Here is a 21,421-nt window from a genome sequence, read left to right as displayed (position 1 = left end):
AAAATAAAGAGCCAACGGCTCGATTTATATTGTAGAGCCGGATTTTAATCCGGTTTAGATAAAATAATGGGGCGGATTTGAATTTAATCCGGTTTTTAAAAAAACCAACTAGCAACAAAAATCGCCGTAATTACACAAATCACATCAACCAGAAGCATTGTGCCTAAAGCATATCGTGTATTTTTGATATTAACAGAACCAAAATAAACGGCAATCACATAAAAAGTGCTTTCGGCACTACATTGAAAAATGCTGCTTAATCTTCCCGTTAAGGAATCAGCGCCAAAAGTATTCATTGAATCAATTAAAAAGCCTCGTGATCCTGCAGAACTAAAAGGTCTTAACATCGCAACCGGCAAAGCATCGGTAATTTGTTTATTGACACCCATATTTGAGAAAATAAAAGCAATTCCATCACTAATGATTTCAAATAAACCACTGTTTCTGAATAATGAAATAGCGACCAACATTCCTAAAACATAAGGAAAAATAGTAACTCCCGTTTTAACTCCGTTATTTGCTCCTACAACAAATGCATCAAAAACGGTAGTGTTTGCTTCGGTAAATTTCTTTTCATGTATGAATGAAAAAATCAAAGTCGCAACAATTATCCCAATTAATATTAATCCCGAAAGATTAGCCGTAAAATAATTTTTCCCTATTAAGTCCAAATGGTTCACATACATCAACAAACCAACAATGGCGGCGATTAATACCATTAAGGCGATAACAAGAGAAGCACTTTTAAAGTTAATTTTTTGTTTGATTCCAACAATTAAAAAAGCGGCAATTGTACCAATAAACGAAGTAATGATACAAGGCAACATAACATCTGCAGGATTACTTGCATTTGCAGCAGCGCGATAACCAATAATAGAAGTTGCGATCAAAGTCAAACCAGAAGCGTGCAGACACATAAACATAATTTGTGCGTCGCTGGCTTTGTCTTTATCGGGGTTGATTTCTTGTAAACTTTCCATTGCTTTAAGACCAAATGGTGTTGCAGCAGAATCTAATCCTAAGAAGTTCGCAGCAAAGTTTAACGTCATGTAAGAAATAGAAGGGTGGTTTTTGGGAATACTTGGAAACACTTTTACAAAAACCGGACTCAATGCTTTAGCTAATTTTCCGGATACTCCAGAAATGATTAAAAGCTCCATTAATCCGCAGAAAAAAGCTAAATAGGCGATAAGTGGCAGAATCAAATCGAGCAAAGTAGTTTTACAAGTTGGCAATAAACCATCTGATTTTTGAACGCCGCTGTAAATTTTTACGGTTTTGTTTTTATAAACATAAGTTGTGTCGGCATTAAGCGTATCACGATTGATAATCATCGTTTGATCCGGCGCTTTTTTGATGCTGTCTTTTATGAAAGCAGGAAGTTGCTCTGCATATTTTTCTGAAACAAGAATAGGATCATCCTTTTTTCCATTCAAAACATAATCAATAGTATAAGTGTTGGCTGTGAATAAGCTGATTATAATAAAGATAATCGACGAAATAAAAATAGTTAACCAAAATCTACTTAATACCATAATGTTAATTTTTTTGTAAATGTAATAAATCAATTGCAATGACAATTACAAAAGTCAATTTCGTGATTTAAGACAAAATTAATTTATTTTGATTTTGTTTTTTGAATAGATGATATAAAACAAAAGAGCTACTTGTTGAAAAATGATTACATAATATCCAAAGCCTAAATCATTATGTAAATTGTAAAAAGAGATAGACATTATTACCAATGTTAAAATAACAAGAATAATAGATGTGGTAATTTTATTCAATAAAAATAGAATTGAAGAAAAACTGAGTGAAAAACATACTAGGAGAAGAAGTAAAGTTTCTATTAAATTGTTTAAACGAGGTAATGTACTGAAAAAATCAGAAAAGATTGTTATAAAGCTATCGTAATAATAGTCTCTCGAACTGAAGTTTTCTCCACAAGCAGTAATAACAACTTTATTATATGGAAGAAATAGTGAAACAATTCCGAGTAATGAAAAAGTAAAAGAAATAATTTTTTTATGCATTTAATAGTTTTTGATTTTTTAAAAATATTAAAAATCTCATTCGATCACAATTTTTGTTCCCAGATAGTTTTCAAAAGCTTTAAGTTCTTCAAACAGAATCGCTTTTTTATGACTTTCGCTTTCATGAAAAAATTGCGTTTCTATTTTGGCGTAATCTTTTTTGATAGTTCTTTTCCAGGTTCCAATAACTTTTCCGTTTTCGAGAATAATAGGTTTAAAGATTCCATTATTGGTAAAAGCTTTAGATTGATGTTCAGTTAAAATTGACGCTTCACGAGTTTTATACGAAATTAAAATCTCATCAAAAGCAGGAAGAAAATGTACGCTTTCGCGGAAGTCAGATTCCACAGAAATATCATTTCCAAACCAATATGTTTGGTTATCAATCTCAATAGAATTCAATTGCAACTCTATTGCGTTAATAGTCGATTTGCAGGTAGTTGGCGGAAAACCAGACCACCACGAAAAGTCAAGTAACGTTGCGGGACCATGACTTTTGAAATATCGAAGCGCTAATTTTGCCAAAGCTTCTTCTTTTGTAAGTTTGTTTTTTGGCTTAGCAACTCTTTCTTCAAGTAGAGAATAAGTGATTTGTTTGCCTTTCATTCTTCCATTACAAACTAAACCATCCAATTCGGCATTCATCATAATTGCGGCACTTAGAAAATCTTCGTTAGAAGTTTTTTTAATATTAAGTTCCTGCATGATTTCGTCGCGTGTCAAATGATTATTCCCACTTAACATTTTTTCGATTTGAGAATTAACCTGATCTAGTTTTTTATCATCATAGCCATATTTTTTGGCAGCCGAAGCGGTAAATCGTTTGACTTGTGGCGCCGAAACATCCAACATCCAGTAAATATCATCGGAAGCAACAAAATGCCAGGTTGGTCTTAGAATATGAGTTCGAATAATTTCGGCTGAACTTACAGCTTCTTCAATCGCTTTTTCAGAAGAATCACAGCGAGAACCAATCGCCCACTTTGCCATCGCATAATCCTGCGCTTGCATGGCGCCTAAATGCCGTACAATTTCCTGCGGTGAACATGGAGTCGTTTTATAAAGCTTTTGCGAAATAAGACGATAATGTGATATTTCCTGATGTGTCATTTTGTGATTTTTAAACCATATAAGTGATGTAAGTTCATTTTAATAAACTTTATCCCTTTGTGCCTCTGCACCTTTGTCCCTTTAATTAAACGTGAATAATTTCATCATCTATTAATAACTCTTCTCGGCGTAAGCGAAGGAAAACCTGCGCTACGGCAATCGTATCTTTTTCGCAATATGTTATAATTCGGTCGATGTCTTTTTCTACGTAATAAACATGGCCAACCTGACTTCCGTCGATATCGCCTTTTGGCGATGGAACACCGAGAATCTTAGTCAGCAACTTTAAAGACGTGAAATGTTTATAGTCGCCAAACTTCCATAATTCTAAAGTGTCTAAATGGGCAATTTCCCAAGGTTTCTTGCCAAATAAATTCAGTTTGTCCGGAATCGCAATTTGGTTGATGATCATTCTTCGGGCAATAAACGGAATATCAAATTCTTTGGCATTATGTCCGCATAAAAGATGTTGCGGCTGATTAAAATGATTGTTCAGCAGATTATTGAAGTCCTTTAATATCTTCTTTTCATCGCCAAAAAACGATGTTACTCTAAAATTTCGGACATCACCTTTTATTGTAAAATATCCAACAGAAATACAGATAATCTTCCCAAACTCGGCCCAAATTCCGGCGCGATCGTAAAATTCTTCGGGAGTAAAATCGTCCTTTCTTTGATATTGTGTTTTATGATCCCATAAAGATTGCATTTCCGCGTCAAGCGAATTGAAGTTCTCTTCTTCCGGAACGGTTTCTATATCGAGAAATAATATGTTGTTGAGGTTTATTTTTTCAATCATGTTTTAAGACTTCTTAGATATTAGACATCTTAGATTTATAAAAGTACGCACAAATTCTATTTTATATAAGAAATAGACTATAATTTTTAAAATAAACTTTGTTGCGTTGTTGGGTTTTCATGTTCGAGTAACCATTTTTTACGATATAAACCTCCCGCATAACCGGTTAACGAACCATTTGTGCCAATAACACGATGACAAGGCACGACAATCCATAACGGATTTTTGCCATTTGCAGATGCTACGGCACGAATCGCTTTTACATCGCCCAGTTTTTTAGTCTGATCCATGTAACTTATCGTTTTTCCATATGGAATTTCTAATAGAGATTTCCATACTTTTTGCTGAAACTCGGTTCCTTTTGGGTTTAGTTTGAAATCGAAATTAAGTCTTTTTTTATCAAAGTATTCCTGAAGTTGAAGAACGGCATCTTTTAATTCATCGGGAATCTCTGTAGAAATTTCTCCTTCATCTAAAACAGAAATCTCCGAAACTCCATTTTCGTCCCCAATAATTCGCGCAATTCCTATAGGAGTCTGGATGTGAACTGTATGATTCATCTTGAATAGTGTATTTAATTGTTCTAATTGCGGTGTGAATTTTACCAGCCACCGCCACCGCCTCCTCCGCCACCTCCGCCGGAGCTTCCACCACCTGAACTTCCGCTGCTGGAAGAACTCGAAGCTGAAGAGGAATTATAAGTGTCATAAAAATGAACTACAATTTGATTGGAGAATCCAACAGAACCATCGCTGGTTTTGATCCAGTTACTGGTGTAATTTAGATTTTTTAAGGCTTCTTCAAATTTTAAATTCCATTCTTCTTCAATTCCCAATGCAAAAGCGTAAGGTAAATTTTCTTCGTACGTTTTTATAATATTTGAATTTTGATCTAAAACATAATTTAATAACTGCTGTTTTAAATTTTCAGTTTGGTTTTTTACAGCAAGTCCCAGTTTAGTATAAGAACTAATTAGGCTCAGATATATTGCAAAACCGGCAAGTATTAAAAATATAACTAATGCATTTAGAGCCGAATAGTTTTTGTCGACATTCACAGCAAAAAAAGCAGCGTAGGTAAAAACGCCAGTAAAAATGGAAATAATTATGCAAGGAAGAGCTATTGCAGCTTGTTTATTTCTAATTGAATTGATGGCTACAGTGATTAATATTATGGTAAGCATCATCATAGAAAAACCAAAGATCACAAATAGTAATGCTGTGCCTGCCGTTAAGTAACTATATCCGGCAATTGCTGCAATCGTAAGCAGTACTCCAATAAAGATTTGTTTTAGATTGACAGAAAAATAATCCTTTATATTGTACTGACTTTTAAGTGATTTTTCAAGCGCTTTTTCTGCCTCACCAAAAACAATATAAGACTCAGCGTTGATTGCAAAAGTGTTACTTTCTTTGAATAAAGTCTCTAAAACGGCATTTTCTTCCAGAGATAAATTTGTTGTTTTTGTCCCTTTTACCAGATAATATTCAAATCCTTCTTTCCATGTTTGCAAACCATTTCCGGTAATCTCGATTGCGCCTTTAATCGAAAGACTAATTATCGTAACCAAAAGCGTTTGAGAATTAGAATATCTTTCTTTTAAATATCTAAGTGAAGTTGCTGAAAAACGTCCTTTTAAATCTATGGATTCACTGCTTTCATGAGAAGGTAAAGGATCTTCGCCATACGTTTTCCATGAAAAATAGAAAAACAGGAAACAAATTGAAACGGGCAGAAAGGCTAAAAGTAATTTTCCTGCCGAGACAAATTCCTCCATTTTGTAATGCGGCGAAAAGAACGGTTGATGGACAATTCCTTTTGGAAATCCTACGGCTACAGTAAAACCTTCTTCTTGTTTTAAATTTTTTGAAGTAAAATAAACGGAATTTCCACCAATTTTTGAATTACAATCACTTTCTTTTGATCCTAAAAATCCGGTATAACAATGCGTTTGTAAAACAGATGCGCCGTTTGGTAAAATTACTTTTGCAGAAACATTTTCAATATCAAATTGCCAATAGTTTCCGGTAACATTCCAATAAACCTCGTCGAAGTTGTCGTATGGCAGAATTTGCGCTTCGACTTCGTAAGTTATTTTATAAGTATAAGTTCCTTCTTTAAGTGAAATGTGTTTGTCGCCAACATAAATCGTGAAATTCTCGCTATTTATTTCTGTGTGATAAGGTTCTTTGAGCCAATCTTTGGTAAGATCCAAAACGGTATAAAAATTATTTCTACGCGCTTTAGGTGAATAATTTTTCATTGGAAGTTGGCGAAAAATACCGTGATCTATTTCTTGTTCTGCGGCATAAACGGTAATGGTTTCGGTAACAATAATATTTCCGTTTTCCTTCACCAGAATGTCTGAGTGAAATTGTTTTATTCTTTCCGTACGTTCATGTTCTTCTGTTTCCGTTGAATCTGTTTGAGCGAAACATTGCGATAATGAAAGTAATAAAATGCTGAAAGTGAATATAAACCTGAAATGTCTTACCATGAAAGAAGTTATTTTGCGAAGTGAAAATAAGAATTTTGTTTTTAAACCATGTAAGTTATATAAGGAAATATAAAACTGGGTGGGTTTTTACCGCAAAGGACGCTAAGGTTTAATTTTTCTTTACGCATAGAAAACACAAAGTTCGCAAAGCTTTGTCTAAATAATAGTGCGAAAAACATAGCCCAAGGTTTCAACCTTGGGATGTTCGTGATAAATTCATTGTGTCCCAATGGTTGAAACCATTGGCTATTTATCATCTTTGCGTAAATCTTAGCGCGCTTTGCGGTTAAATATTACACGGCATTATTTTTAATCCCAATGTTTTAGCAATCCAACTAAAATGAACTTATATAACTTATATGGTTCAATAATCCTCCAGTTTAAATTGGTAGTTTAATAGGTTTTCTATTTTTTCACTTGAAATAGTCTTTTTGATATTCGATTTTTCAGCGCTGAATTTGGGTAAAGTTAAGTTCTGTTCTTTTGCTTGTTGCGTATAATATTCCTCTCGAGTTGGATGAAAAGGCGCAACAGCGTTAAAAACTTCATTCCATTTTGATAGGTGGATTATTTCCTCAATGATTCTGATGCAATCATTTTGATGAATTAAATTTATGGGCGCATCGGGATTTTCAAGGTTTTCCTTTCCGGCTAAATGTTTAACGGGATGACGATCTTCGCCAATTAATCCGCCGAAGCGTAAAATTGTGGTTCCGAAATTTTGATTTTTTTGTAAAACAGCTTCCGCCAAAAGCAATTGTTTTCCGCTTTCCGTTTCCGGATTTGCAATCGTTTCTTCAGTAATGATTCCGTTGTCATTTCCATAAACCGCAGTTGAGCTTACAAAAAGTACTTTTTTTACAGTTGATTTTTCTATAAATGGAATTAGATTTTCTATTTTTTCTACAAAAACCTTTCGGGAAGAATCATCATTATTTCCTCTCAATTTAGGCGGAATATCAATGATTAAGATTTCGCTTTCAGCTAAAAATGGAATGATACTTTCAGAAACATTTTCGCTTGCTCCTTCTCCCGAAGCTTCGGGATCGTTCAGGATTACCAAAAACGGATTTATTCCTGCATTTTCCAAAACAAGAAGTTTATCCTCAGAAGTTGTTGATCCGTTTACCGAATAACGCTTTTTTACGATTAAGCTTTTCGCTAAAGGCAAACCGAGCCAACCGCAACCTAATATGCTTATTTTTTTCATTTTTTGTTTTGAGTTGAATGGTAATCTCGCAAAGACGCAAAGTCGCAAAGTTTTTTTTGAATAGACTCCAGCTTTAGCTGGGGAACTACGATTTAATCAAGAAAAGGCTTTAGCCAAATCAATATTCGTTTGGCTAAAGCCCTTTTTCGTATCTATATTTTACATCTTTTTCTTTGCGACTTCACGCCTTTGCGAGATTAAATTTTGCGTACGTTGTATTACAAATCTAAAAAGAAGCAAATTTTGTCTTTTCCTTTTGCGCCAATTCTGTTGTAGAATTTTATTGCTCTTTCATTAAACTGAGGCGTTCGCCATTGCATATTGACACAGTTTTTCTCTTTACCAATTTCCTTTAGTTTATTGATTAAGACTTCACCAATTCCAAAGTTTCTGGCACTTTCTTCCAGATACAAGCAATCCATATATAAGAAATCACCCGCGCTCCAGGTCGAAAAATCAAAAGTATAAGATACATATCCAACGATATCATTATCGGTTGCAACCACAAAACAGTTTAATTTTGGATGCTCGCCAAACAATGCTTTTTTCAATCCTTCTTCTTTTCCTTCCGGCGAATAATCAGCTTTTTCATATTCGGCATGTTTTTGACATAAAATAACCAGTTTTGGCAAGTCTGACACTTCGCACTTTCTTATTGAATATTCCATTGTAGATTGATTTCGTTTTGTAAAAAGGTGATAAAATGATGAAAATAGTCGGGATATTGCTCGTTTTCTCTAATCGCGATAAAATGCTTTCTCTTTAAGCCGTTCTTTCCAATTTTTACGGCTTTTATCGGGTTGTTTTTCAAATGTGGTAATAAGGCCCATTTTGCCATAGACATTACGCCCATATCTGCTTTAACCATTTCCAGAGAAGCTTCGGTCAAAGGAAGCGGCGTGATTTTCTTCGGAGTTACTTTGGCTGGAGCCAAAATAAATTGGTGAATCGTCACCGTTTCCATCGGAAGGGAATGAATCAGTAAATGCTCGTTGATAAAATCCTCCGCAACAACATATTTTTTATCCGCCCAAGCGTGATTTTCAGAAACTGCCATAACAACTTCATCCTGAAAAAGCTCAATATATTTGATGTTATTGTCTTTGATCTGATCGCTGATAATCGCAATATCGATCGTGTTTTCTAATAATTTTTGTATTGGAATATGTGTGGCTTCGGTTACAATTTTCAATTCTACATTTGGATACAAATTATGAAATTGTTTTAAAACTGGAGGAAGCCAGTGATAACTCGAATAACATTCTGTGCTAATTCTGATTTCGCCGTGTTCACCATAAACCATTTGTTTGATTTGGGATTCGGTTTGAGAAAGTTTGTCCAGAATTTCGTTGGCAAGATCATAGATTTTCTCGCCAGCTTTGGTCAAAACCAACTTTTTGTTTGTTCTCAGGAAAATAGGAGTTCCCAATTGATATTCAGCTTCTTTGAGTTGGTGACTCAACGCCGATTGTGTCAAATACAATTTGTCAATTGCTTTGGTAATGCTTCCTTCTTCGACAATTGCTTTTATTAATTTTAAATGACGGATTTCCATTTTTGAGAATTTGTATACAAAGAAACGAAATTTTGAGGTCGCTTTTCTATGAAAAAAAGTAATCAAAGTGATGAATTCTTTTCGTTTTTATAGAAAGTGATGCTGAATTACTTTTGGAAAAACAAAATCATTAAAACTATAAAAAAATGGAAGCACAAATTAAACATTATGAAAACAAATTAGCCTTCGAAATGGATCCTTCTGATTTATTTGATGCTTTGAACAATGGAGAAAAAGTAATTGTAATTGATGCCAGAAAAGCTTTTGGTTTTGAGGCAGAACATATTCCAACGGCAATTAATATTCCTCATCGCCAAATGACGATCGAAAGCACAAGTCACTTGGATAAAGATGTTTTGTATGTGACATATTGCGACGGAATTGGTTGTAATGCTTCGACAAGAGGCGCGTTGAATATGGTTAAACTTGGCTTTAAAGTAAAAGAGTTAATTGGCGGAATAGAGTGGTGGAAGTTTGATGGTTATGCCACCGAAGGAACAAATGGTGTAAAAGCAGGTTTGAAAATCGAATGTGCTTGTTGATTTTTTAGGTACAAAGGTTCAAAGTTGCAAAGGTTTTCAAGCTATTCTAAAAAAAATTAAAAAAGCACTATTTTCATAGTGCTTTTTTAAATCTTTGTGCCTTTGTGCCTTTGCAACTTTGAACCTAATCCGAAATATTTGTTGCCATAACAAGTATTTTATTGTGGTTTTACAATTGGTTTTAAGCTGTCTTTTGCAATAACAGTACTATCTTTTACTACTGTTGCGGCTGGTATAGTTGGTACTTGCGCTGTATATTTTTTTATTTTCTGCTGAATTAATACGGCATCGTTCAAGACGAAAGGTGTTGGCATCATCCAGTCGCTTCTAGGTTTGACCTTAAGCAATGGATTTGTCATTAAGTCAAATGAACTTTCGATTAAATCCATATCAAAAATAGACGATTTGTTAATGTAGAATTCCATTACAAGTGGTTCATTGCCTACAACATAATAAGAAATAAGACGCATTCCTTCTCGCTCTAATTCATTTCCTTTTTGTCCTAAAGTTGAAACGCCATTTGCTTTAAAATTGAAAAATCTCATTTTTGGATTTGCGTAGATGTCGTATCGATTTACTTTTCGGTTTGGTGTAATTTTTATTTTTAAGAACCTATTATTTCCAACAACGCTGTCTTGTAAAAACGCAATTGTTGGTTTTGGTACATCAACAACCGGCGCAATTGCACTATAAGTAAATCCTGAATTGTATTTGCTGGATATTGGCAAGTTGTTTAAACCAACTGCTTTTTGATTTTTTTCACCCAAATAGCTTTTAGTCCAATCGTCTAAGTTTACGTCATAAGTGGTCCAGATTGCTGAGTTTGTATTCGCATTATAAACGTATAATAAACTGTTTGATTTTGCTTTTCCGTGTTCATAACCGGAATGATATCCTGCGTAAACAAAGAAGCCTATCGAAGCTGCAAAGAATACCATTATCCAGGCGCTTTTCTTGGCAAAAGATCCAAACACAGGAAGTAATAAACCAAAGGCCAATACGGTTAAAATGGCACTTCCGTAAAGGATTTTTAAACCTAAACCAATAGGAAACATTACAATAAAAGGCGCTATAATTACTAAAGCCGGAATTGAGAATAATAAATTTAATCCTAAACTATAATGCTGAGTAAGGACAAAAATTCCAAATAAAAGTATTCCAAAATAAACCGGAATAATAAGAAAACCAGCTCCGGTTAAACTATTGGCAAGAAATCCGTTGATAATAATCCAAAGAAGTAAAGGAGCAACAAAGTGATTCATTGTCACTTTTGTTTCTGAGAAGTGGTGGTAGAATGCAAAACAAATTGCAATACTCAACGTTACAAATGCTCCTATGTAAGCATGACCGTTATAAGTAAATCCGTTAAGAAGATCGGAGTATTGTGGATAGATTTGTAAAACGATTTTCCATCCTAAAAAGGTAACTAATCCTGCAATTATTATAGATCCAATTAAAGGAAGAAAACCTCTGAAGATTTCGCGAAAAGTAATAACACGTTTTGCTTTTCCGATAAAAATAAAAAGAATTAATAAGCCTAAAGCAATGACTGTCATTGGTAATACCCATGCAAACGGATAACTAATGAATGAAAATGGTACGCTAAAGTAAACATCATCTTCATTTGAATTGGTCGCGTTTAAGTCTGTATTTGCAAAGTATTTTAGCAAAGGCATCAAATAAGTTCCCTGATGCGCTAATGTTGTTTTGCTTAAATGTTGAACGTCATCTTGTTGTGTGTGATAATTAAAATGTCCATCTATGAAGGCAAAGTTGAATCCCTGAATGTTTCCTTGCTGTCTGAAAACGGTTAAATCAGTATCATTTGGGAGCATTTTGTAAATGCTGTACATCAAAGAATTTGAAACCGGATAAGTTGTTTTTGCTTTCGAAAATTCTTTTACAAGAGCTTCGTTTCCTTTATTGGTTTCCATCAACATATAACTTGGTCCTGAAGAACCTCTGGCTTCAAAGTTGAGTACTAATCCAACGTCTTTTGCCCACGGATGTTGATTTACAAAAAGTGCCGCACCATTCAGACCCAATTCTTCGGCATCTGAAAAAAGAATTATAATATCGTTTTTGTGTGGTTGTTTCGAATATAAAAAAGCACGAACTCCTTCAAGTATTGTTGCAACTCCAGACGCATCATCACTTGCTCCTTTTGAAAAAGAATGTGGAGCACTATCGTAATGTGAAAGCAATAAAAGAGCTTTTGAGTTGTTTGTTCCTTTTATGCGGGCAAGAATATTTTTGGATTTGACCAAAAGTCCTTTATCATTGAGTGTAAAACCTTCCTGAACACTTGTCTCTAATCCAATTCTATTCAGCTCAAGCTTCAGATAATTGGCTACTAATTCATGATTTACTGAACCTACATAATGAGGTTTTTGGGCAATAATTTCGACTTGATTTAAGGCTCTTTCAGTAGAAAAATCGGCAAGTGCTTCATCATTTTTCGAAATATACTGCGGCATCATTGTGACGTAAATAATACCTAGAATTACTAGAATGCCTACGATGCCAAGAATTGAGGTCTGGTTTTTTTTCATGGTTGATAAGTACTAAATTTCTTTTTTTACGAGCATAAAATAATCATTGTCCAAAGAGCGATATCCTTGATCGTAGAGGAAATAGTAGGTATTTCCTGTTTTTGTTTGTAGAACATTCGTAAAAAAGTCGAAGTCAAAACCTTTGTTAATCATTTTATCCCTTGTTGCTTTTGATTTTCCATCTGTATTTAGCTCGGACAAAATACGGTAATTTTTTCGTAATTTGTTGTTTACATTGCGCATGAAATTAGTACTATCTTTATTTATTTTATTGTTGTAGGCATTTCGGCAACTATCTGAACAGAATTTCTTATCTTCTCTACCTACTAGTTTTTCCGAGCATTCGAGGCAAGTCTTCATGATTCTATTTTTTTAATTTCGTATAAATCAGTTCTTCGATCTTTTAAAATTCGTACACTTCCATGTTCGTGAAGCTGTTTAAGAAGATTTAAATCAACGTCAACAATCAAGGTCATTTCTGTGTTTGGAGTCGCTTCGGCTTTTATACCATTACTTGGAAAAGCAAAATCAGAAGGCGTAAAAACAGAAGCTTGCGCATATTGTATATCCATATTATTCACTTTTGGTAAATTTCCAACGCAACCAGCAATGGCTACATAACACTCATTTTCGATTGCACGTGCTTGCGAACAATGTTTTACACGTGTATAAGCATTTTGTGTATCTGTCAAAAATGGAACAAACAGAATATTCATTCCTTCGTTTGCTAAAATTCTCGAAAGTTCCGGGAATTCAACATCATAACAAATCAAAATTCCGATTTTACCACAATCTGTATCAAAGGTTTTAAATTGAGAACCGCCTTTCATTCCCCAATGTTGAACCTCGTTTGGAGTTACGTGAATTTTGGTATACATTTCTGAAGTTCCGTCTCTTTTGCATAGAAAACCAACATTATAAAGATTACCATTTTCCAGATAAGGCATACTTCCTGTAATAATATTGATGTTGTAAGAGATCGAAAATTCCTGAAAACGCTTTCTGATTGGATCAGAATATCGGGCAAGTTCACGAATTGCTTCGGCTTCTGATAAATGATTATAATCGGCCATTAAAGGCGCAATAAAAAGTTCCGGAAATAAGGCAAAATCACTTCCATAACCCGAAACTACATCAATAAAAAATTCGGCTTGCTCAAAAAACTCTTCCAGATTGTTCAATGGACGCATTTGCCACTGAACCAAACCTAATCTGATAACGCTTTTTTCGAGGTTAATTAATTTTGGACTTTCGTCATAATAAACATTATTCCATTCTAAGAGAACCGCAAATTCTTTTGATTCTTCGTCGCCTTCTAAGTAATTTTTGATGATTCTCAACACGTGAAAATCATTACTTAACTGAAAAGAAAGAACCGGATCGTGTAATTCTTTATGTTTTACCTTTTCGATATAGTTTTTTGGAGATAACTTTTTGGCATATTGACCATAATTTGGAATCCTGCCGGCAAAAACTATTGCTTTTAGATTAAGTTGTTCACAAAGTTCTTTTCGGGCATCATATAAACGGCGGCCTAATCGTAAACCACGATAATTGGGATGTATAAAAACATCAATTCCGTATAAGATTTCTGCGTCTTTATTGTGTGTAGAGAAAGTGTAATCTCCAAGAATCTGTCTGTAATTGTGTCTTTTATCCACCAGTTTTTCATCGACAATAAGCGATAATGCTGATCCAACCACTTTGCCATCTGCAAGTATAACAAGTTGGCCTTCAGGGAAAATAGAAAGTAATCTTTTGATATCATCTTCTTTCCAGTACGAGTCGGCCATTTCAGGATACGATTCAACCATTGAGTCTTTCAATTGTTTGTAATCGTCAAATTCTAAATTTCGTAACTCAACTTTATTTATTTTCGTCTGCATATCGTAAGATTTCTCTCGAATATACGAAATTATTTCCACTTACAAACGCTTACAAATATTTACAACCGAAAGTAAATAGTTGATAACCGAATATTTATCGGGGTTCGGCGGATCTTTGCCTTGTTGAATTTGATAAACGAATTCTTTTATACGAACATTTAAATATTATACGCCATGAACGGAATGAAAAACAGAGTACAATTGATTGGAAACGTAGGAAACGATCCAGAAGTTAAAACATTAGAAAACGGAACTAAATTAGCGCATTTGAATATCGTAACAACCGAAAGATATAAAAACGATAAAGGGGAAAAAGTCGAACAAACCGAATGGCATCGTGTTACAGCTTGGGGAAAAACGGCTGAAATTATCGAAAAATATGTCGAAAAAGGAAAAGAAGTAGGTATCGAAGGAAAGCTAATTCACAGAAGTTATGATGATAAAAACGGTGAAAAAAGATACATCACCGAAGTTCTTGTCAGCGAAATTTTATTGCTTAGTAGATAAGGTTTAATAAGATTCGATATTTCAAACCCGACAAGTTTTAAAAAGCTGTCGGGTTTGTTGTATAATTATGAAACAGAAGCGCCATTAATATCTGTTGTTAAGATCTCGCTCATATAGTCAAAAAATGGTCTCATGTTTTTGAAACCTTCTAAAGCCTGTTCAAGAAAATTATCACTTAAAACCTCAGAATCTGTAAAACGCTTGATTACCAAAAACTGTTTATAGCGCAGCAAATCAATAGCTTTATGATCTTTATCATAACCTTTTGGAGACGTTTTGACTTGTTCGCCCTGTAAGGTTCCAAAATTGGTAACAAAAGATTTAGCCTTCACTATTTTTTGCATTGGTTCATCATCATGAGCAAATTCGGCTCTGATTCGTTTTAAGTCTGCTGCGTTTGGTCCCCAAAAACCACCGGCGAGAAAAGTATTGCCTTTCTCAATATGAAAATAATAACCGCCGCGTCTTTCTTTTGTGGCTCTGGTATAACTGCCGCCCCAAAAAGTTTTGAAAGGAGTTTTGTCTTTTGAGAAACGAATGTCACGATAAATTCTGTAAACACTTTTTTTGCCCGAAGCGGTTTCTAGAACATCTGTTTTGGAAAGTTCTTCAAGCAAAGCACCGGCAAAAGTTTCGATATGATTTAATTCGATTAGATAGTTTTGTTTGTTAGCCTCAAACCAGGGTTTGTTATTGTTTTCTTTAAGCTCAGTCAAAAAGTCAAGACTGGATTTAGGAATAGTAATATTGTTTTTCATAGTAGAAACTTTAGATCAGGAAATGACTGCAATTTAAACAAAAACCCATCATGTTTTTGATGGGTTTTTAATATTAATCAATTGTTTTTAGATCTTGGAACCAACGAAAGAAAACTCGTCTTCCGTTAAAAAGTATATCCAATTCTTGCGACTAAATCAGCGGTTGTGTCCCATTGATGAGAATCAAAGTAATATTTTTGTCCAATACCAATACCCAACTCATAGTTAAAATTACTATTGATGATAGATCTTTTAATTCCCCATTTTGGAATAATCGCAATCTGATTTGGAACATAAGCACTTGAGTTATTTGAAATAACAAACCAATCAGGATAATAATTTGTTCCAATCGCAATAAAATTGGCGTTATTGTTTTTAGTTATTTTGCCTTTTGAATTTCTTTTTTCAATATTATAGTACCATCTTGGTTCTATAGTTAATTCTGGAGCTAGAGTATATTCAGTTGTACAATCGCTGCATCCTTTAAATCCAGCAACCATACCTATCTCGCTTTTTATACTGATTTGATTAAATAGACGATATTCATTATTTACCCAAAAGCCTAAAAATCCAATTTGGGTTGAATACATTGTTTTTTCTACTCCAATATTTTGTGATCTGGATGTTTGACAAATAAGAAGTATTATAATTATATATATTGTTTTTCTCATATTATTTGGGTTAGTTAATTTGTGATCGATTTTAAGAAAATCTATTTAGTAGATTTTCTCATAAAGCAATTTGACTTTTTTTAACCCAAAAAATTGATGGTAAAAGATGTTTAAATATCACTATCGGACAAATAAAATATAAAATACTACACTTGTATTGCTAGACATTTTGAATTTGTAGTATGGAAGTAATATCTATAAACTAAAAACCCACCAAATTTCTTGGTGGGTTTTCTATATTATTGTTAAGCTGTTTTCTTAAATAAATCAAACATAGGACAGCGCGAACAACGTTTCTTTTCGCTTTTTTTGTATTTCTCACAACAAGAAGATTTACAGTTTTCTAACTTTTTAATGTTTTCAAGGATAACTTTATTCTTCTTTTTCTTTTTATCCTTTTTCTTGTCCTTGTCTTTTTCTTTCTTGCCCACTTTTCCTCTGTATTATAAAAACAGAGGCAAATATAAACGAAAATTGTTATTTTTATATATTCTAAATAAACTTTAACTTTTTTATTTTGGGTTGATTGCAATCGAACTTGTAACCGTTAATTGCTGAATATCACGATCAAACAAATAAAGTCCACCTTTATCATCTCCAATTAAGTTGATTTTGTCTAAAATAGATTTAGCAGTAGCTTCTTCTTCGATTTGTTCTGATACATACCATTGTAAGAAATTATGTGTTGCATAATCTTTTTCTTCAAAAGTTATGTGAACCAATTCGTTAATTGATTCCGAAACAAAAATTTCGTGGTTATAAAGTGCTTCAAACATTTCTTTAAACGTAGTATAAGAAGTTTTAGGCGCTTTTAGATCGGTAATGTGAGCATGACCTCCGCGTTCGTTTACATACTTTATTAATTTAAGCATGTGCGCGCGCTCTTCGTCTGATTGTGTGTACATAAATTGAGCGATTCCTTCAAGTCCGTGTACTTCAGCCCAACAAGCCATAGAAAGGTAGGTTTGCGAAGATTCTGCCTCTATGCGAATTTGCTTGTTCAATGCTGCTTCTATATTTTTTGATAACATAATAGTGTCTTTTTTGTAAAGTTAAAAAAAATAATCCAAACCATTTTTTGAAACGTCGAAAACATGGGGCATTTGGATTAATTTTTCAATAAAATTAAGGTCTGTCAAATTTAAATGATTTTGAAAAAACAGCTTTGTCTATTATCGGATTTGTCGTTTCATCAGGAGTAAATCCGTCAGTAAATTTACGCATTATGAATTGCTTTCCAGCGGAGTCATAATAACTCAAAATAGAGAAATCGTCAAGTGGTAATGTGTTTTGCAGTCTTATTTTTTTATTAGTTTCCAGAAAATAGTAAATATTATCGCTGGCAAAAGGTTCTTGTCTTTGCTGAATAAATTCAAATTTTGGATTTAATATACTTTCAAAATACGCCGTTTGGTTTTGACCATATTGCGATAAGTTTATTTGAAATGGCTGCACATCATCGTAAAAACTGTAGTAGGATCTATCTTGTTGTGTTATTCCACCAATTGTTATGTAAGCATTTTGGCTGTTCTTGAAAACGGATATACCAAAATCCAATGCAGATAAATACTTTAAAAAAGTACTTGTCTTTTTTATTTCTTTTGGTTTTTGATCTTCAATTTGAAGTAACAACGGGGAGTTTTTAAATTTAATAGTATCATTTTTCGAAACCTTGATATTCTTAATCGTTTCACCCGTATTATAGTCCTTTATGTCTAATTGAAGTTCTTCCGAATTAGTATTAATCTGGTAAAGTCTATCATCGAGAAAAAACGAATTACTTATTCTTCTTGACTTTTCAGCCATCGATTGCGGAAAGTTTTTTTCTTTTATTTCATAAGTTTCCAGATTAACATCGAATATTTGTGTTTTTGCCGGATTTTGGTCAAATGTCAAAATAAGTCGATTATCAAGCATATAGGCTTTGCTCTTTTTAATGCTTCTCGAAAGAGGATTATAATCTCCAACTTCAATTTTTTCGATAGGATAATCTCTAATAAACTGATTGAAAGTTATAGGTTGTGTGTTTCTATTTTGGAAAGTAAACGTAGAAAAATCAAGAGGTTTCTCTTCAACGGTATCATCTTTAAATTTATAAAGTGTCAGCGTTTGTTGTTCACTGTCTTTAGAAAGAAGATAAAACACATTGTTCTTTTGAAATGTAGCTATAAAATATTCTTTTGAGTACGGAAAGCTGAATTTTAAAGGCTTGATCGCTTTATTGGTCATATCATATTTAATCAATACAATACTTTTGAAATCTTCTGATGACCAATAAAGTGTTGGATTTCCATCTTCATCAAAACTATATCCAATTATTAGCTTGTCTTCTATGTTACTGCGGGAAGTCCTTAGTTCATTTGTTAAGAATAGTGCTTTATTGTATTGTAAGATTGCAAGGTTTTTGTCGTCTGCAATAAAAGCAAAAACATCGTGAGTTTTTGAGTTTTCGACATTCAGGATCTGACTATAATTTCCTGAATTTCTCATATTTATAGGATAAGAATTCAATATTGTTTGACTAAACAAAGCTGATTTGCAGGTTAATAGCAATATTAATAATAGTTTTTTCATAATTTTTTTAATGACAAAAATCATTCCAGATTAAAGGTTGAATTTATGATTTTTAATTTAGAATTGCTAAAGAATATTACGTGGTTGAGTATAAAATGTAATTTTCTAAAATAAGCTGTTTCATAAGTTTTGTACTGTTTATATGTGTTAAGTTGTGTATTAATTGTAGTCTTATTCTTTTACAAGTATGACTTTTAGAGGATATGGAAAATGCTATATAGGTTTATTTTCGTAAAAAAAAATGAAATTATGAAAAAGTCACTTTATTTATTTATTGCTGCGTTATTAGTATTTGTCTCTTGTACTAACGATTATGATAGTTCTTGTGTCAAGAAAAACGATTCAAACCCAGTTAAGAATGATACGATCTCGCCACCAAAAACAGACACAATACCTGTTGTAATTGTGGAGCCTATTCTGTTAAAAAAACAAGGCCATACTTATGCAAACGGAAATGAAACTACTCTTGAATTGTCATATAATGGTAATAAAATAGTATCAGATAAAGACGTTTCTAATGTTACAAATTATACCTATACAGGAGATTTAATTACAAAAATTGAAAAAGCCGATATTTCTGGAAATGTTTATCTTACTAAAGAATATTTTTATGCAAATGGGAAATTAGATTATGTTTTTAGCAATGAGTTTGGAAATTATTATTTAACAAAATATGTCTACAATAGTGATGGAAGTGTATTTTATCACAGAGTAAATAGCGACAGTTTAAAAAATGATAAAGGAGAAACATCAATAACCGGAAAATATGTTTTTTCTAAGGGTAATTTAATTGCAGAGTATTTCTATAACGGTGCGTTTGAAAGTGTTATAACATATGAATATGATTCTAAAAATAATCCTAGAGTTAATGTTTTAGGCTCTGATTTATTAGCAGATAATAATCTTGGTTTTGGTGTTAAGAATAATGTGATTAAGAGAACAAGTAAAAATAATAACCCTGATAACGTAGTAGAAACAATAACTTATACTTACGAATATGATGTTAATGGTTATCCTACAAATAGAACTGAAGTAAAACAGGTTGGAGTTCAAATTACGACGGAAACATCTACATATAGTTATTAAATTTATATAAAAGTCATTTTTTTGCAATTAGGAGTTACCAAAATTGCCATAAACAATTAAAAAGTTGCAAGTACGTTCTTGCAACTTTTTTTGTTTTGTAACCAGCCAGTTTAAATTTTTTTCTGAAAGTGTATTTAAGTTTTAGTCAATATGTTGTTAGGGGTATAAAGCTTGCTTTAAATCCAGATAACACCTTTTATGTAACTTATGTATTGTTTTCTTGTCTGAAGTGAATATGATTCTTTAAATTGATTTTCATATTAAAGAGAACTCTTTTTCTTAGTATAACAAAAAATTATCTAGTTGGGTGTTTGCTGAAGTTAATAGGTATTAAATAGCTGTTTATGGTTTGAATAAGATAGTGTTTTAGTCTAGTAATAGGAAATCTTGTTTCAATATTTTGTAACGCTTCCTTAGTACAAAACATTTAAACATAAAAAAAGCCCTGAAGAGTTTCTTCAGGGCTTTTGTTTTGATTTGTGTAGATTAATTATTTTATTTTAAATGTAACTCTTCTTGCAAGTCTTCTTGCTTCTTCAGAATCTTTTTGAATTGAAGTATCTGCACCTTGAGCAACTACATTTAATCTTGAAGATGAAATACCCGCTTTTTCAAGAATAGTTTTTACATTATTAGCTCTTAAATTTGATAACTTATCATTGTATTCCTGGCTACCAACTTGATCTGCATAACCTAAAATATCAAGAGAAGCTGAAGGATTTTTTCTCAAATAAGTCAAAACAACATCAATTGCAGCTGTTGAGTTTTCAATAGGAGTAGCTTTGTTAAAGTCAAAATAAACGCTGTAATATTTAGCATCGATCATTTCTTTAATAAGATCCTTGTCATTTACTATTGTTGTAGTAACCGGTTTTTCTACAATTACTTGTTTTTCCGGCATTTTGCTTACTAGATTTTCAAGATTTGCTATTTTACTTTCTAATGCAGAGCTATCAAAATCCTGCGAAATAACAACCCAGTCAGCATGTTTTGTGTTTTTACCTAAGTAAACATTTAAACCAACAGTTCCGTTAAAAAGAACTCCGTTAAAACCTCTTGAGTCTACTGGACATCCACAGTCAAAAGTGTAATCTTGTGAAGCATTTACAATAGTTGTAAAATCACCGGTTAAAGCAAATCTGTCAGATAATCTTATTTGACCAGTTATACCAGCAATAAAATTTCCCATTCTGTCTTTAACATGTAGATCTTTGTTTTCTAATTGAGCCAATCCAAAACCGGCATGACCTAATAATCCAATTGTTTTAGTCCAGGTTTCAAAATTCATGATTCTGCCTAAGTTTGCAACAGCTTGTAAATCTGCTCTGTAATATTTTGAATCAAAGTCAATTGAATTGTTTTTTCCGGTAAAACTGTTATAACCAAAATCGGCTTTTAAACCAAACTTGTTATTAAACATATATCGAACTCCTAAATCACCTACCCAAAAGCTTGGTGTCGAAGTAAAATAATTTTCCATCATAGGACTTTGAGGTTTATTTACCCCTCCGGCTAATTCAATAGACCACTTGTTGTAGTTGTTTTCTGTAGTTTTTTCTGTAGCGGTCTGCGCATATAGATTTGCCAGACCTACTGAAAATGCTAGCATTGTTACAATTTTTTTCATATTAATTTGAGATT

19 protein-coding genes are annotated in these 21,421 nt (G+C 33.0%); 3 read left to right on the top strand and 16 right to left on the bottom strand.

From position 1 onward, the window contains the following. Nucleotides 1–95 precede the first annotated feature (95 nt). The 8 genes from CLU81_RS11920 to CLU81_RS11880 form a co-directional block, all read right to left on the bottom strand. Nucleotides 96–1,535, bottom strand: a complete 1,440-nt coding sequence (locus CLU81_RS11920) for a nucleoside recognition domain-containing protein (RefSeq protein WP_099710014.1) — start codon at nt 1,533–1,535, stop codon at nt 96–98. Nucleotides 1,536–2,069: 534 nt separating this feature from the next. Next, nucleotides 2,070–3,143, bottom strand: coding sequence for a winged helix DNA-binding domain-containing protein (locus tag CLU81_RS11910; RefSeq protein WP_099710012.1), 1,074 nt, complete (start codon nt 3,141–3,143; stop codon nt 2,070–2,072). An 85-nt stretch (nt 3,144–3,228) separates the two neighbouring features. Next, nucleotides 3,229–3,942: a 3'-5' exonuclease gene (locus tag CLU81_RS11905; protein ID WP_099710011.1), complete on the bottom strand. Its 714-nt coding sequence runs from the start codon at nt 3,940–3,942 to the stop codon at nt 3,229–3,231. Nucleotides 3,943–4,028: 86 nt separating this feature from the next. Further along, nucleotides 4,029–4,502: a methylated-DNA--[protein]-cysteine S-methyltransferase gene (locus tag CLU81_RS11900; RefSeq protein WP_099710010.1), complete on the bottom strand. Its 474-nt coding sequence runs from the start codon at nt 4,500–4,502 to the stop codon at nt 4,029–4,031. 41 nt (nt 4,503–4,543) lie between these two features. Then, the gene (locus CLU81_RS11895; protein WP_099710009.1) at nt 4,544–6,439 is read right to left on the bottom strand and encodes a DUF2207 domain-containing protein; all 1,896 of its coding nucleotides are present in this window, start codon (nt 6,437–6,439) and stop codon (nt 4,544–4,546) included. 364 nt (nt 6,440–6,803) lie between these two features. Beyond that, complete coding sequence (locus tag CLU81_RS11890; RefSeq protein ID WP_099710008.1) at nt 6,804–7,649, bottom strand: NAD(P)-dependent oxidoreductase; 846 nt, start codon at nt 7,647–7,649, stop codon at nt 6,804–6,806. Nucleotides 7,650–7,867: 218 nt separating this feature from the next. Continuing rightward, nucleotides 7,868–8,317, bottom strand: coding sequence for a GNAT family N-acetyltransferase (locus CLU81_RS11885; protein WP_099710007.1), 450 nt, complete (start codon nt 8,315–8,317; stop codon nt 7,868–7,870). Then, nucleotides 8,302–9,204: a LysR family transcriptional regulator gene (locus CLU81_RS11880; RefSeq protein WP_099710006.1), complete on the bottom strand. Its 903-nt coding sequence runs from the start codon at nt 9,202–9,204 to the stop codon at nt 8,302–8,304. The genes CLU81_RS11885 and CLU81_RS11880 overlap by 16 nt, the downstream gene beginning before the upstream one ends. A 146-nt stretch (nt 9,205–9,350) precedes the next feature. Here CLU81_RS11880 and CLU81_RS11875 point away from each other — a divergent pair, with 146 nt between their 5' ends. Continuing rightward, nucleotides 9,351–9,746, top strand: coding sequence for a rhodanese-like domain-containing protein (locus CLU81_RS11875; RefSeq protein WP_099710005.1), 396 nt, complete (start codon nt 9,351–9,353; stop codon nt 9,744–9,746). 158 nt (nt 9,747–9,904) lie between these two features. Here CLU81_RS11875 and CLU81_RS11870 read toward each other — a convergent pair whose 3' ends face one another. Genes CLU81_RS11870 through CLU81_RS11860 form a run of 3 tightly spaced genes read right to left on the bottom strand, consistent with a single transcriptional unit; the run spans nt 9,905 to nt 14,184 of the window. Further along, nucleotides 9,905–12,298 (bottom strand): M28 family peptidase, encoded by a 2,394-nt coding sequence (locus CLU81_RS11870; RefSeq protein ID WP_099710004.1) that lies wholly within the window; start codon nt 12,296–12,298, stop codon nt 9,905–9,907. Between the two features lie 12 nt (nt 12,299–12,310). Next, nucleotides 12,311–12,658 (bottom strand): hypothetical protein, encoded by a 348-nt coding sequence (locus tag CLU81_RS11865; protein WP_089353764.1) that lies wholly within the window; start codon nt 12,656–12,658, stop codon nt 12,311–12,313. Next, complete coding sequence (locus CLU81_RS11860; protein ID WP_099712739.1) at nt 12,655–14,184, bottom strand: bifunctional GNAT family N-acetyltransferase/carbon-nitrogen hydrolase family protein; 1,530 nt, start codon at nt 14,182–14,184, stop codon at nt 12,655–12,657. The genes CLU81_RS11865 and CLU81_RS11860 overlap by 4 nt, the downstream gene beginning before the upstream one ends. A 174-nt stretch (nt 14,185–14,358) precedes the next feature. Between CLU81_RS11860 and CLU81_RS11855 the strand changes: the two genes are divergently transcribed. Further along, the gene (locus CLU81_RS11855; RefSeq protein ID WP_099710003.1) at nt 14,359–14,691 is read left to right on the top strand and encodes a single-stranded DNA-binding protein; all 333 of its coding nucleotides are present in this window, start codon (nt 14,359–14,361) and stop codon (nt 14,689–14,691) included. Nucleotides 14,692–14,756: 65 nt separating this feature from the next. Here the strand turns inward: CLU81_RS11855 and CLU81_RS11850 are convergent, their stop codons facing one another. From CLU81_RS11850 to CLU81_RS11830, 4 genes are all read right to left on the bottom strand, one after another. After that, nucleotides 14,757–15,449 (bottom strand): DUF2461 domain-containing protein, encoded by a 693-nt coding sequence (locus CLU81_RS11850; RefSeq protein ID WP_099710002.1) that lies wholly within the window; start codon nt 15,447–15,449, stop codon nt 14,757–14,759. 125 nt (nt 15,450–15,574) lie between these two features. Continuing rightward, complete coding sequence (locus CLU81_RS11845) at nt 15,575–16,120, bottom strand: hypothetical protein (RefSeq protein WP_099710001.1); 546 nt, start codon at nt 16,118–16,120, stop codon at nt 15,575–15,577. Between the two features lie 512 nt (nt 16,121–16,632). Beyond that, nucleotides 16,633–17,151 carry a ferritin gene (locus CLU81_RS11835; protein WP_099710000.1) on the bottom strand — a complete coding sequence of 173 codons (519 nt, stop codon included), beginning with the start codon at nt 17,149–17,151 and terminating at the stop codon, nt 16,633–16,635. A 94-nt stretch (nt 17,152–17,245) separates the two neighbouring features. After that, complete coding sequence (locus tag CLU81_RS11830; RefSeq protein ID WP_144444502.1) at nt 17,246–18,694, bottom strand: hypothetical protein; 1,449 nt, start codon at nt 18,692–18,694, stop codon at nt 17,246–17,248. 249 nt (nt 18,695–18,943) lie between these two features. Between CLU81_RS11830 and CLU81_RS11825 the strand changes: the two genes are divergently transcribed. Beyond that, complete coding sequence (locus CLU81_RS11825; RefSeq protein ID WP_099709998.1) at nt 18,944–19,780, top strand: hypothetical protein; 837 nt, start codon at nt 18,944–18,946, stop codon at nt 19,778–19,780. Between the two features lie 490 nt (nt 19,781–20,270). Here CLU81_RS11825 and CLU81_RS11820 read toward each other — a convergent pair whose 3' ends face one another. Continuing rightward, entirely contained in the window at nt 20,271–21,407 is a 1,137-nt protein-coding gene (locus CLU81_RS11820) for an OmpA family protein (RefSeq protein WP_099709996.1), read from the bottom strand. Between the last annotated feature and the right edge of the window lie 14 nt (nt 21,408–21,421).

The organism is Flavobacterium sp. 9, assembly GCF_002754195.1.
In the GTDB taxonomy this organism is placed as follows: Bacteria; Bacteroidota; Bacteroidia; order Flavobacteriales; family Flavobacteriaceae; genus Flavobacterium.
Note: the sequence above shows the minus strand (reverse complement) of the source record. Positions and strands in the feature narration are given on the sequence as shown.

Coding starts and splice junctions, on each gene's coding strand:
- CLU81_RS11920 (WP_099710014.1), bottom strand. CDS start 1,535: ATGGTATTAAGTAGATTTTGGTTAACTATTTTTATTTCGTCGATTATC.
- CLU81_RS11850 (WP_099710002.1), bottom strand. CDS start 15,449: ATGAAAAACAATATTACTATTCCTAAATCCAGTCTTGACTTTTTGACT.
- CLU81_RS11905 (WP_099710011.1), bottom strand. CDS start 3,942: ATGATTGAAAAAATAAACCTCAACAACATATTATTTCTCGATATAGAA.
- CLU81_RS11900 (WP_099710010.1), bottom strand. CDS start 4,502: ATGAATCATACAGTTCACATCCAGACTCCTATAGGAATTGCGCGAATT.
- CLU81_RS11885 (WP_099710007.1), bottom strand. CDS start 8,317: ATGGAATATTCAATAAGAAAGTGCGAAGTGTCAGACTTGCCAAAACTG.
- CLU81_RS11895 (WP_099710009.1), bottom strand. CDS start 6,439: ATGGTAAGACATTTCAGGTTTATATTCACTTTCAGCATTTTATTACTT.
- CLU81_RS11835 (WP_099710000.1), bottom strand. CDS start 17,151: ATGTTATCAAAAAATATAGAAGCAGCATTGAACAAGCAAATTCGCATA.
- CLU81_RS11820 (WP_099709996.1), bottom strand. CDS start 21,407: ATGAAAAAAATTGTAACAATGCTAGCATTTTCAGTAGGTCTGGCAAAT.
- CLU81_RS11880 (WP_099710006.1), bottom strand. CDS start 9,204: ATGGAAATCCGTCATTTAAAATTAATAAAAGCAATTGTCGAAGAAGGA.
- CLU81_RS11865 (WP_089353764.1), bottom strand. CDS start 12,658: ATGAAGACTTGCCTCGAATGCTCGGAAAAACTAGTAGGTAGAGAAGAT.
- CLU81_RS11890 (WP_099710008.1), bottom strand. CDS start 7,649: ATGAAAAAAATAAGCATATTAGGTTGCGGTTGGCTCGGTTTGCCTTTA.
- CLU81_RS11855 (WP_099710003.1), top strand. CDS start 14,359: ATGAACGGAATGAAAAACAGAGTACAATTGATTGGAAACGTAGGAAAC.
- CLU81_RS11845 (WP_099710001.1), bottom strand. CDS start 16,120: ATGAGAAAAACAATATATATAATTATAATACTTCTTATTTGTCAAACA.
- CLU81_RS11825 (WP_099709998.1), top strand. CDS start 18,944: ATGAAAAAGTCACTTTATTTATTTATTGCTGCGTTATTAGTATTTGTC.
- CLU81_RS11830 (WP_144444502.1), bottom strand. CDS start 18,694: ATGAAAAAACTATTATTAATATTGCTATTAACCTGCAAATCAGCTTTG.
- CLU81_RS11860 (WP_099712739.1), bottom strand. CDS start 14,184: ATGCAGACGAAAATAAATAAAGTTGAGTTACGAAATTTAGAATTTGAC.
- CLU81_RS11910 (WP_099710012.1), bottom strand. CDS start 3,143: ATGACACATCAGGAAATATCACATTATCGTCTTATTTCGCAAAAGCTT.
- CLU81_RS11870 (WP_099710004.1), bottom strand. CDS start 12,298: ATGAAAAAAAACCAGACCTCAATTCTTGGCATCGTAGGCATTCTAGTA.
- CLU81_RS11875 (WP_099710005.1), top strand. CDS start 9,351: ATGGAAGCACAAATTAAACATTATGAAAACAAATTAGCCTTCGAAATG.